We start from the raw sequence: 11783 nt of genomic DNA on the forward strand, positions 1-11783 counted from the left end.
ATCGCTGCCTTGGTATCCCTTTTCGCGGATCTCGTGGTAAAGGCGTACCGCGTCCGTGCAGCCCTCGTTCCACCGCTGGTGCAGATACGCGAGATACAGGCGCAGCGAACCGTTGCGCTGGCCTCTGGGATGCAGGAGTTCCTCCGCGGTAGCGGTGCTCGCGTAGCGGCGTACCGTCTTGCGGTCCAGACCGAGAGTCTCGGTGATCACGCCGATGCTGACCCCCTTGCCCGACAGTGCATGGATCGCGGTGTGGCGTTCTCGGGTCCGCGCGGCCAGGCGGCCCTCCACAGTCGGAAATGGTGCCGGCGTGTCGGCCGGCGGTGCGGGCACCGGCACGGGGCTGTTGAGACATCCTCGGTGGGCCAGGACGCATTTCTCCACCGCTTCGGTCAGGTTCGCCCACACGTGCCACCGGTCGGCGACCTGCCGGGCCTGGGGCGCCGCGGCACGTATCGCTTCGGCGTAGGCGGAGGCCCGGTCCCTGCACACGATCTGTGCGCCGGGGTGCCGGCGTAGCCAGTCGGCCAAGGTTGCCGCGGTGCGGTCGGGTAGCACGTCCACTGGGCGGCCGGTCTGCATGTCGATGAGGATTGTCGCGTAGACGTGGCCGCGGCGCAGTGCGAAGTCATCGACCCCGAGTACCGGTGGGCAGGCCACCACTTCGTCGTGTGGTAGTTCGCGGAGCCTGCGCAGCAGGCGTGGACCTGGATACGGTCACCCAGATGCGCTGGGCCAGTCGGGCGCCGGGCCGTCCGGCCAACGCACGGGCGATCGTCTGCAGGACGTCATGCAGCAGCACGCTGACCCGGCCGTAACGGAACGTCAGTCCGGGTACCTGCTCTACGAACGTCCAGCGTGGACAGTCCGTGGCCGCGCAGACGAACCGGCGGACCGGCGGACCGATAATCGTCGCGCGACGCGCTGGCCACCGACCGCGGCATCCGCCAGGCGACGCTCGTACCGACCATGCCCCCTTACCGAGCACGCTCCGCAGCCAGGGCATCGCGCCATCAACGTCGAGGTCCGAGCCCGGATCCGCAGCACCTCGCCATCGCCTGCGACGTCCTCGACCACCACACCAGCAAGCCGGGGCAGCAGAGCCCCAATCAGCGTCGCATCGACCACCGAGAGATCATCCCAGACGGCTACGCTACGTCACGCACCACAAAGATTGATCCAGAACCGTATTCACTGGCCGCTGACACCCTCTGACCAGGTGGTACGCGGTCAGGGGGCTCGATCGTTTGTCCGGCTGGGTACGGCAAGATCCGGCGGTCGGCGGCCGTCTGTGCCCAATGCGTGCCCAAGTTTGGCCGGGGACGGCTACCTCACGCCGCAGCGGAAGACGCCGTCGTTCAAGCCCTACTTTGTCAAGACGATGGCCAGGACCTGGACCAGGACGACCGCGAGAACCCCGACCAGGGTTCCCCACCCGAAGAAGCGGCGCTTCTCCTGTACATCGAGCGTCGGGCCTCGGCCGTGAAAGGCGAGGTTCTCGGCCGCCTGCTCCAAAGCTTTGGCAGTGCCGCTATGAGTCGTTAAAGACGTGCTCGCGCTAGTCAGGCGCTCGGCGACCGCCTCCAGCCGACTGAGGTCACGTCCAACCTCATCGAATCCTGAACGCTCTAAAACGGTCGCTGCCTGACGCAGCGTTTCGACATGATATTCAAATCCTCTGAATACGTTCGCCGAATCGATTAAGAGGGAGGCGCTGTCCTCTAGCCCCTTCAGAGCCATTGCGGACTCGTGCAGTGGCCAGGTGGTGTCTTGGAGATGCATCAAGTGCGCGGCCGAGTACTCCAGCGACGCCACCATGTCCCGATCAAGATAAGGTCGCTCGAAACGCTCCGCCATGAGGGTCTTCAGCATGTCGGCCGACCTCCTACTAGTCTTCGCGACCTCCTCAATCGCTTCCATGAGCTCCTGCTTGTCCTGTCAGGACAACTTTGGTCATCAACTCCTCGAACGAGTCTTGAGTCAACCCGCTCAATCCTTCGAGTTGTGTCGTCAAGTTACCTTCGCGATCAGTCTTCCAACGTCGCAGCAGGCTTACCGAATACTTCGCCCTCGTCTGCGGGCTGCCGATCTCGTCATGGTGCGGCTTGCACAGTAGAAGCAAGTTATGAAAGCTGTTCCGCTCGGGTACAGTCATCGAACGCTCGAAGCGAGGGCCGCGCTCATTGAGCGCACAGATGTGAGCTATGAAGACGTTGACTCTTGGCTCTCCATTTACCTGCCTCAGCACAGGGGTCTGGCAACTAGGCTCGTAACATAGTCCTCGGCTGAGCAGAAACAGAGCTTGATCTACTCCAGAGGGATACTGCCGATTACTCATGTCGTGATCTCCCAAGCGCTTCAAGCTCGAGCGGAATCGCCGCTTCAACTCGATCAACTGGAACGAGCATCAACTCGCGAAGGACCACCGTAGGCGAGCCCTCTGACAGTTTTCGGGAGCCCACACGAACGTGAATTTTTCATCTTCGATTCACTCAGCAACCGGCGAACTGGGGCCGCCTCGCCCGCCCAGATGTCGTCACAAGTTTCAGTGCCGAGGTCGGCTTGAACGCGCTGAAGGAGCTGTTCTTCCCCACGATCATGACATTGTTGTAGAGCTTGAGAAGGGTCGCTACACAGTGCCCGCCCCATTGAGCAACGCCTGTCGGCGGGACAGCCGTTTATCCTCGATTCAAAAAGGTTCATCACCGAGCACGACCTCGGGGAGCTGTTTCGATCGTTTCCGGTCGAATTCGGGAAGGAAGCCATTGACACCCGGCAGCTCCTTTACCAGAGAATCTGTCGCCTGATCTGGAATCCGGAAGGGCTCGGCTTTGCCGTGCCAGAAGTGCCGAAAACCGTGCGTAGGAAGTCTGTGACATCGGCGCGCGGCGGGCGAAGGACGGCACCTGACTTGCGTCGGCTGATCGAGGTCGGGTTACTTATGGAGAGCGAGCCCATGGTCGGCATCTCGAGGCGTCCAGCCGGTCGTTTTGCAGCACATCTTTCAGCCGACGGACGAGTACGAATGCCTACCGGCGAAATGCTGCCTGACCTGGATGAGGCGGCTGCATTTGCACTTGGTAAGCCACGTAAAGGCTGGGAGTTCTGGCACGTCTCACGTAACGGGGCGACTGTGCCGTTGAAAGATATCCGCGCTCTTGGGGTAAAAGCGACCGGCTAGAGCAGGAAAGGCGGTGGACCACGGTGCTATCGGCGCCGGCCTAATCGCTTCCTTATGGCTAGATGGCGTAGGCACGTCGAGAAACCCCGCAGATCGGGCGTGCGATCGCTCATTGAGCAGCGGGCCCGAGTTCCTCGATCCGTTCCTTGAGTGCCAGATCTACGGCGTCGGTCTTGGCAGCGTTCAGCACGCCGAACGGCACGTGTACGCTGGGGGCTGCCAGCGATGTAGACCTCAAATGGCCTTCTTGATCGTCGAAGAAGATGTGCGGCCGAAGAATCTTGACTATTGCACCCTTGTCGATCCCCCCGAGGAAGAATGCATCGTTGACCGTTACGCCCCAAGACTTCAGGCTAGCCACAGCTCGCTCGTGTGCGGGTGCACTTCGCGAGGTGATAATCGAGACGCGCAATCTGATTGAGTACTGCGGGTCCGTTAGCTTCCGGTTCTCTTCTAGGCGCTGAATCTTGTTAATTTCGCGTAGAAAGTCTTGTAGCGGCCCGGGAGTATGCGGAGAGACAAGGTTCGCAGTTTCGTAATCCATAAATCGCGCAAGCCCTTCTTCTTGCATCACTCGCTCGGACGCATCATCTGCCAAGACTCCGTCGAAGTCGAACGCAATCCGCAGATCACCATCGTGGTCGTCGTCGAGGTACGCTGACTCAAGCACCCGGCCGGCAGGCAGTCCTTTTTCCACAGCTTCGCGGACGTCCTGATCGTTAGCCGACAGAAACAGCGACATGTGTAGCGCCGGCATGTACTGATGCGGCGATCTACCCTGCGTAAAGATTGCCCTCGTTATAGGCAACTCGTGATACTCAATTGACCTCATGACGCGCAGCCCAGTATCTGGATCGTTCCGTGACAGGACTATTACCTCTACAGGCGGATCGTCATGAGTCACTGCAAGATCGTTCAGGGATAGTAAGCGCTTGATAAACGGAAAGGCGACGCCACCGCGTAGGGGTCGGCTCAGGTTCGCCTGTTGGTACCGGCGGTACGATTCTTCACCCTCGTTGCGAAAGACGGTATCGGATTCCGCAAGATCGAACAGAGCACTTGATGCTATGCCGATCACAAGACGCTTGTCGAGGTCGTACGACATATCTCTCCTCCTCTGCGCGCCGCTTGTACGGCAGGCACGCGACGCGGCGACCGATGTCTAGTGCGAGGGAACGATCGGGTTGAATGCTGTCGCTGGCACCCAATCTTACGATCGGTTCGAGAACCCGGAATCAGCCGGCTCCATCGGTTCAGCCATCCGCCGGAGCGTTTGCCTTCAGCCAAGCCACGCGGGCATGGGCCGTAGACCGTCGATCGGGTCCGCGTCTTGGGCACCGAGCTCGGCGACCGGAGGCAGATTGCGGGGATCATGTTGAGGTGTGGAGATTCCTGGGCCTGACCATTAGCGGGGGCCAGGACGCTGGCGCCTAAGTGCTGGTCGACCTCGTAGGAGCCGCTGTCCCCCTCATGGGTCGATCGATCGGCCTCCGCGGCAAATGGACGGCAACGCCACACGCTCCCCCAGGGTGATCGACCTAAACGCGCAGTTCAGCAGGCACGTGTCCTTCGACGAACCCGCTCCCTCCGGAGGGTGTACCTGCTGGGCTTGTTATGGCCGTTGACCGGACTTGGACGATCACGGCGCCCGGTCCGCGCCGGGCGGCGAACTCGGGCTACGGTGTGGACGGCGGGGTGCGTGGATACTTCCTGACGATGTTGCCCTTGGCGTCGGCCACCAGGTACGCGCTGCCGTGAGCGTCCTGTGCGTATACCAGCAGCGCGGGAACCGTACCGGACACGCCGCCGGTCGCGACGGCCAGCAGTGTCGTCGGCTTTTGGATGCCGAGCTGGGTGTCGGCCGTCTGCAGAAGCGCCGGGAGCTTGTTCCAGTCGATGACCGTCGGGTCGAAGAGCACGTCGCTGGCCGTGAGCGTGGAGCCCGGCGTCCAGTCCGAGGCGGTCGAGCCACCATAGTAGACGTAATCGTCGTACACGGTCAGGTCTGCTCTGGTCGGCGCCTGTGCCGATATCACCGCGGTGGTCACGGAGAGCTCTTTGACTTTGGTACCGCCGATCAGTTGGCGGAAGGCAGTGATCGCGGCTCGGACGCTTGTCGGTGTGAGCAGCCCTCCCTGCGTCCCCAGGGTGAAGGAGGACGGCGTCGTGGCCGGGCTGAACTGTGCTCCTGGTGCGCCTGCCGGCGGCGTACCGCCCGCCGCACCTGTGCCGTCCGGTATCGAGGTGCCGGACGAGAGGTGCAGCGTCCACACGAGAACGCCGGCCGCCCCGAGCAGTGCCGTGGCCGTGGCGCCGGCTATCACGGCCCGCCAGCGCCGCTTGGGAGCCTGCTGCCGCACCGGCGGCGCCCAGGACGGCCGGACGTCGGCGAGTGGGGGGTAGAACCCCGGCGGAGGCGTGCCTTGCATCGGCCCCGGGCTGCCGAGGAGGTGTTCGACCTCTGCGAGCATCAGATCGAAATGCGCCGCGTCGGGCCGGGCCGCCGGGTTGCGCACGAGCATCGCCGAGAGCACTGGTGTCAGCGGTCCGGCCTGCGTCGGCGGCGGAATCGGGGCGTCGAGTACAGCGGCCAGGGTGGCCATCACGGTCTCGCGGTGCAGCGGATTGTGCCCTTCGACCGCGACGTAGAGCATCATGGCCAGGGACCACAGGTCCGACGCGGGGTCGCCCTCCGCGCCGCGGATCCGCTCGGGTGCTATGTATTCCGGCGAGCCGATCACGGTGCCGGTTGCGGTCAGCCCGGCCGACTCGTGCAGGGCCGCGATGCCGAAGTCGGTCAGCACCGGCGAACCGTCAGGCCGCAGCAGGACATTGGCGGGCTTGACGTCGCGGTGCAGGACGCCCACTGCGTGGGCGGCGCGCAGCGCGGCGAGCACGCCCCGGCCGATCCTGACCACTTCGAGGGGCGTGAGCGGGCCGGGGCCGAGGCGGTCGGCGAGCGACCCGCCGGACACCAGCTCCATGACCAGCCACGGATGGGCAGCCTGCGTGGAGTCTACGATGTGGTAGATGGTCACCACGTTCGGATGGTGCAGGCGGGCCAGCGCCCGGGCCTCTCGCACGGTTCGTTCCCGCGTCAGCCGCGCTGCGGCCGGGTCGAGGTCCGTCGTGACGGCGACTTCCTTGAGCGCCACCTCACGGTGCAGCATCACGTCGCGGGCCCGCCACACCGTGCCCATGCCCCCGGCACCGAGCCGTTGCAACAGTTCGAAGCGGCCGTCGATCAGCCGCTGGTCTGACCCCCAGGCGGTGTCCACCGCAGCATCTTACGAGCCCGGCCGGCGGCTGGAGCACCGTCCGACCGGTTCCGAGACGGCCCGGCGAGGCCGCGTTGCCCGTAAGCCGGCGAGCAGCCGTAGAATTCTGCCCGGCGCCCGCCGGGCCGGCCCAGGCCCCGATGATGAGGTGAGACCGGCGCCGACGTGGGCGAAGGCGCCTGGTCTGGCTCGTCGCCAGGGTGTCGCCGTCAGTAGTCCTTCAACGTGATCGCGTCAGCCTTCTGAAACTGCTTTGCTGCGAGCGCGCGCATTGGCCAGCGGGTGGTCATGGCCATCGAGACGTTGCGCATCCGGATCATCAGCGCGCTGTTCGGCGCGAAGCCCTTCACGCCGCCGGGCGGCAGGGTCTGGCACTGTTTCACGTAGACGCGTGTCTCCTCCTGGTAGCGCGCGAACGCCGCCTCGTGGTCCTCGGGTGTCGCCGACAGCTCACCGGCGAGCACGTAGGCGGCGACGAGCGCCATCGCGGTACCGAGCCCGGCCAGCGGCGAGCCGCAGTATCCGGGCGTCGCCGAGCAGCACCGTCCGCCCTCGGTACCACTGAGGCATATGGACCTGGCTCAGGGAGTCGAAGTAGAAGTCGGCGGCGGCGGGCATGGCGGCGAGGAACTGCGGCACCAGCCAGCCCACGCCGGCGAACTTGGCGCGCAGAATCTCCTGCTGGGCAGGTACATCGCGCCGGTCGTATTCCAGTAGTGGGGAGGTGAAGCTGAGAATCGCCTTGGCCGTGTGGCCGTTCTCCGGCCGGATCCCGGCGACCAGCCCGCCCGGGGCGCCGTGCATGAGTAACCAGTAAGGTCAGCCGTAACAGCGGGGCTCGCACCATCGACGCACGGCCGTGGCCCGGCTCGGCCGGGCGCACGCCCATGTGCGTCATGTTCGACAGCAGTATCTGCATCAGGTCGCTAACACGCTGGTCAAGACTCACGACCAGCTGGTGCTGGAGGACCTGCACATCCGTGGCACGCTGCGTAACCGGCGGCTGGCCGTGGCGATCAGCGACGCCGCCTGGGCCCAATTCGATCGGATCGTGTGCTACAAGCAGCAGTGGCGCGGCGGACAGGTCGAACACGCTTGGCGTTGGTATCCGTCCACCCGCACCTGCAGCCGATGCGCCACGGTCGGCCCGAAGCTGCCGCTGTCGCAGCGAATGTTCGTCTGCGACGGGTGTGGTTACCAGGCCGACCGGGACCGCAACGCGGCGATCAACCTCGCAGTCTGGGGCGAGCAGCACCACACCCAGACCCGGGACCCCGAGGAACGAGGCCCGGTCATCAACGCCTCCCGAGGGGCAGGCTCTGGCCCACACCCAGGTGCGGGTGAAACCGACCCCAACGACGGAGGAACCCCACCACCACACCCCCGCGGGTGCGGTGTCAGGGACGCCCGAGAAGGACGCTGTCAGACGAGTCAACAAACACGACTTCGAGACAGACCGTAAGAGCGTTACTCAATAGTGAGACGTCGATGAGTCCGGTTTGATCGACTTGTGATGTGTCCGTGATGGACACGGCGGCCGGATGCGCGTAGGTCACCCGGTTTGTGACGACACAGATCATCTTCGCGCACCGGCCGCCGTGTATGCAGATTATGACCGGACTGTCTCAGCAACAAGCAGATCAGCTCGTCGCCGACGTGTACGCCGCTGGCGGCATCGATCCCGCACCGCGGCGCACGGTCGGCCCGTACCGCACGGTACTGATGGTGCTGATACACCTGCGCCAGCACCCTGCCCCAGGCGCTGATCGGCGAACTGTTCGGCTGCTCGCAGCCGACGGTGTCACGGTGGATCGCCCGCCTCGCCCCGATCATCACCACGGTTCTGGGGCCGAAACCGAAGGACAAGCCGCGGGTGGAACGACCGAAGCGGTATGTTCGTGACTCGTTCTGGCGGGGGGCGCCAGTTCACCTCGCTGTCGCAAATGCAGACCGCCGCGATCACCGGCGGTTGCAGACCCCGACGCGCGTGAGCCACACGAGATGGTCAGCCAGCCGGGCGGCGCTGCTGGGCGGGCACGCGGCTGGCCGCGTCCGTCATCGAGCCCGGACGTCAGTTGACCGCGCTGGTGTAGTACGCCGCTGCCCGGGCCGCCGGTGGCGGACATCTCCTACATTGACACACATGCCAGAGCCGAAAGAGATCCAAAGAAATGACCTTCCCAGCCCCGTCCAGGGCCGGGAGCGGGCGACGGCGGAGGCAGCGGAGGAAGCCGCTCGGGAGACAGCGAGGATAACTCTCATCCTCACTGTCGAGGATGGACGCTCGCTGCGTTACACCGAAGGGTCCGGAGAACTCATCCTCCCGCAGCCTGTGACCGTCGTTAGCGTACGTACGGACAAGGACCCGGGCCTGCGGTTCGCCCTATACCGCAACCGTACCGCCTGGACGAAGCCCTTCTACGAAGCCGACGCCACCCCTCAGGAACAGCCCATCGAAGGAGGCGACGGAACCGTCACGGTCACCGTCTGGCCACTGCGCCGATAGGACCAGTCATTGGGGGCGCGTCGGGGACTGCGAACAGCTGCTGCTTTTCGGCGGTCAGCCGGCTGCCTTTGGGTTTCTTGAACGCCACGGTAATGGTGCCGGATTCGCCCTCAGAGCTCAGATCCCCGACGGTGCGCGGGTCACCGGCGGCAAGCGGCCAGGGCGGGCAGGATCTCGCTGTGGGTACGCACCGCGGTGGTGTCGTGCTCGCGGCTGGGACGCACCCCCGGATGTCCAGATCGGCCGGCCGTCGGGCGCGCTGATGACCTGCACGTTGCCGCCGTGGTTGTCGTGTTTGCCTGACCACCACAAGTCCACCCCAGGTGTAGGTCCGGGCGTGGATACCCGGTCGGTCTCCACCAGGATCCCGTCGATGTTCACGTGGCTGTACCCCGCGGCTTTGGCCGCCAGCAGCGCCCCGTGCAGGCCCGGCGCCCGCGCCTTGAACACGTCGATGCCCTCGGGCAGATAGTCGTAGCCGGTGGACTTACCGATGCCGTTGTCGGCGGCCAACTGCTTCATCCGGGTGCCGTCGAGGAACCGGCGCAGCAACGCCTGATGGTGGGTCGACAACGCGTGTCGGCGCGGGTACCCCGCCATGCCCGCTCCGCCACCGGGGTTCTGCGTCTTTTCGTTGCACCGCAACGCAACCGGCGTGTCTCGCCACACCAACAACGACCGACTACCCAGTGGCACCCGTCGTTACGCGGAATGGCTCAATGAAGATCTTGAAGTGAGGGACGAATAAATCGGAATCCAATCTCTCCGACTCCACCCGTGAAGCGCACTGAGCCACTTCCGCAAAATTGGTGGAACTGACCCGTGAAACTTGAAGCTCGGGACCGGCTACCACCAGCGGCGCGGATACAACCTGCTGCGCCATGCATCCATGATTGTTCCGTGTATGTCCTTTTCTTTCTCCAGCAACCGTTCGGTTTCTCGCTGGATTGCGCGTTGGAGGTCGGGTCCTCGTGGTGAGATGTAGCCGCTGAAATGGCGTTGTATTCTTCCAGCATGCACCACCCATACGGCATAGTTGAGCAGGTCAATTTGAGCAGAACCCGCCCTGGTACTGGTGATCTCCAGCGTCTGCACGCTTTCCAAGCAGATGATCTCTGAGCTTTCCGCGAAAGCCTCGATAGATTTCAGCTTCAGATAACCGCCGTTGGCGGCAAACTGTTTGGCTGAATTGACAATGGCTTCTCTTCCCGACAACGAATGATTCAGGCTGCAGCCCACCGAAACCGCATCGGCGTGGTGGAGGCCTGCCAATATAACGAAGTCCCGGGCCTCGGCCGCGGTACGCAAGTAATGGAAAAAAGCCCAGCCGTTCGTCTGTGGCCATTGCTGGACCCGGCCCTGACCAACGGGCGGATGTGGCGAAATCAGACCGGAAACGTGCTGCTTTATCATACCTGCTTGCAGTAGGTAAATATCGTAGGTCTGAATCTGGCCAGATCGGGTAGTGAACGTGGCTTCCACACAGACAGTCCCGGCCGCCTCAACGAGGCTCTCAACGGATTTGGACGAGATCACCCCTGCCGCCTGGAACGTGCGGGCGAACGCGTCGACAATGGCTTGTCTCCCGCTGAAGACCTGACCGGTCGAGAGCGAAATGGAAACGGCATCTGGATGGTAAAACGCGCCCAGAGCGGCGATATCCTGGTCCTCACGGGCCTTACTCAGTCGCGCGTAGAACTCCTGTCCGCCAGTCATGTAATACATGGATGCTCCTTCTTTAGAAGAGCCCACCGAATGCATCGCTCACCCGGGCACGCGGCGGTACGACGCGCACGCTCAGACCATGCCGTCCACTCGTCCCGCGTTTCTTCATCTGCACCCATCAGCCGGCGCCTGACCCACGTGGACGCTGTCCCATCATGCTTCAGAGTGTATTGCCGTTGTCCACGATGGACGGGAAGCCGAACGCGGCCAGACGCGTTGGGCCGTCTGTGCTCGCCGCCGGTGGCCCGCCCGACCCTGGCCTCCGGTGACATCTGCTCCGTCGCCGCATCCTGCGGCTGGCTCAGCGTCCCAGCGACGGCATCGAGGACCACCGCACGGCCGGGCCAGGCCCGTGCATCGTGAGACTACGCGGATTGCCCGATTGAGGGGCCCCGGGTCGGCGTGGGAACGGCGACGCCGGGGGCCGAACAGGTCCACCTCCTCCCGAACAGTCAAAGACACGCTCCTGGAACCTGATGCAGCAGAGGACCCATTGGACTCGTCCGTCGTCACCGCGAGCAGGTGTGGCTGGCCGGTCATCGGGGCGAGGGCGCGGGCGACGGTTTGGAGTTCGGCTTTGATTTAGGTGGTGGTGGCTGGTCCGGTCTTGTCCGTGTGGCCGGCGTAGGCGCGGGCCACGCCGTAGCCGAAGCGCCGTTCGACCCAGGTCAGGGTGGTGTGGCGCAGCCAGTGCACGGACACGCCCTGGGCCGCGACCCAGGGCAGTTGGTCGCCGATGCGTTTCTATAGATGGTCGTAGCGCCGGCTGGTCAGCGGTTGACCGTTACGGTAGCGCAGCAGTGCGTCGGTGGGCGCGACCGCGCCGCGGCGGCGAGCGTGGTCGGCCAGTCGGGCGGCCAGGGGGAGGCTGATCGGTTGCCAGCGGACGGTGCCGCCTTTCTCCCTGAGCCGGATGGGGCCAGAGCTGGTGTCCAGGTCGCCCAGGCGTAGGGCAAAGGGCTGCGGGAAAGCAGCATCCCACTCGGACTCGGCCTGCTATCGCCGCTGCGGCCGGTACGTGGAGGGCTACTACGAGATCGGATTGGCCCGGCGATGGTCGGCCGTGTCCAGCTGAAAGTCAGACCTCAGATCC

General features: G+C 64.4%; 12 protein-coding genes and 1 pseudogene. 4 read left to right on the forward strand and 9 right to left on the reverse strand.

The features are described from left to right. The 3 genes from Raf01_RS48295 to Raf01_RS48305 all read right to left on the reverse strand — a co-directional run. Nucleotides 1-660 (reverse strand): transposase (locus Raf01_RS48295; protein ID WP_203924931.1); only part of this gene is annotated, 660 nt, incomplete at its 3' end. Nucleotides 661-843: 183 nt separating this feature from the next. Then, nucleotides 844-1014, reverse strand: a complete 171-nt coding sequence (locus Raf01_RS51190) for a transposase family protein (protein ID WP_373319800.1) — start codon at nt 1012-1014, stop codon at nt 844-846. A 351-nt stretch (nt 1015-1365) separates the two neighbouring features. Next, the gene (locus tag Raf01_RS48305) at nt 1366-1872 is read right to left on the reverse strand and encodes a hypothetical protein (protein ID WP_203924933.1); all 507 of its coding nucleotides are present in this window, start codon (nt 1870-1872) and stop codon (nt 1366-1368) included. 1000 nt (nt 1873-2872) lie between these two features. Between Raf01_RS48305 and Raf01_RS51195 the strand changes: the two genes are divergently transcribed. Then, the gene (locus tag Raf01_RS51195; RefSeq protein WP_373319801.1) at nt 2873-3181 is read left to right on the forward strand and encodes a restriction system modified-DNA reader domain-containing protein; all 309 of its coding nucleotides are present in this window, start codon (nt 2873-2875) and stop codon (nt 3179-3181) included. A 109-nt stretch (nt 3182-3290) separates the two neighbouring features. On the opposite strand, the gene Raf01_RS48315 is transcribed toward Raf01_RS51195, so the two are convergent. The 4 genes from Raf01_RS48315 to Raf01_RS48330 all read right to left on the reverse strand — a co-directional run bounded on the left by Raf01_RS48315 (nt 3291) and on the right by Raf01_RS48330 (nt 7263). Next, nucleotides 3291-4286 carry a 5'-nucleotidase gene (locus Raf01_RS48315; RefSeq protein WP_203924935.1) on the reverse strand — a complete coding sequence of 332 codons (996 nt, stop codon included), beginning with the start codon at nt 4284-4286 and terminating at the stop codon, nt 3291-3293. Between the two features lie 571 nt (nt 4287-4857). Next, on the reverse strand, nt 4858-6459 hold the full coding sequence (locus Raf01_RS48320; protein WP_203924936.1) for a serine/threonine-protein kinase: 1602 nt from the start codon (nt 6457-6459) through the stop codon (nt 4858-4860). A 209-nt stretch (nt 6460-6668) separates the two neighbouring features. Continuing rightward, on the reverse strand, nt 6669-6944 hold the full coding sequence (locus Raf01_RS48325; protein ID WP_203924937.1) for a Rossmann-fold NAD(P)-binding domain-containing protein: 276 nt from the start codon (nt 6942-6944) through the stop codon (nt 6669-6671). Further along, complete coding sequence (locus Raf01_RS48330) at nt 6910-7263, reverse strand: hypothetical protein (RefSeq protein WP_203924938.1); 354 nt, start codon at nt 7261-7263, stop codon at nt 6910-6912. Before Raf01_RS48330 ends, Raf01_RS48325 begins: the two co-directional genes overlap by 35 nt. Before the next feature lie 40 nt (nt 7264-7303). On the opposite strand from Raf01_RS48330, the pseudogene Raf01_RS51200 reads away from it, so the two are divergent. The 3 genes and pseudogenes from Raf01_RS51200 to Raf01_RS48345 form a co-directional block, all read left to right on the forward strand. Continuing rightward, a pseudogene (locus Raf01_RS51200) lies at nt 7304-7921 on the forward strand (RNA-guided endonuclease InsQ/TnpB family protein); the annotation flags it as partial. Between the two features lie 101 nt (nt 7922-8022). After that, complete coding sequence (locus Raf01_RS48340; RefSeq protein ID WP_203924943.1) at nt 8023-8361, forward strand: hypothetical protein; 339 nt, start codon at nt 8023-8025, stop codon at nt 8359-8361. A gap of 241 nt (nt 8362-8602) precedes the next feature. Beyond that, entirely contained in the window at nt 8603-8965 is a 363-nt protein-coding gene (locus Raf01_RS48345; protein WP_203924940.1) for a hypothetical protein, read from the forward strand. A gap of 117 nt (nt 8966-9082) precedes the next feature. Here Raf01_RS48345 and Raf01_RS48350 read toward each other — a convergent pair whose 3' ends face one another. Together Raf01_RS48350 and Raf01_RS48355 are read right to left on the reverse strand one after the other, a co-directional pair. Further along, nucleotides 9083-9565, reverse strand: a complete 483-nt coding sequence (locus Raf01_RS48350; RefSeq protein WP_203924941.1) for a hypothetical protein — start codon at nt 9563-9565, stop codon at nt 9083-9085. A 246-nt stretch (nt 9566-9811) separates the two neighbouring features. After that, nucleotides 9812-10690, reverse strand: a complete 879-nt coding sequence (locus tag Raf01_RS48355; protein ID WP_203924942.1) for a nuclear transport factor 2 family protein — start codon at nt 10688-10690, stop codon at nt 9812-9814. Nucleotides 10691-11783: the final 1093 nt, after the last annotated feature.

It is taken from the genome of Rugosimonospora africana (genome assembly GCF_016862975.1).
Classification (GTDB): domain Bacteria; phylum Actinomycetota; class Actinomycetes; order Mycobacteriales; family Micromonosporaceae; genus Rugosimonospora; species Rugosimonospora africana.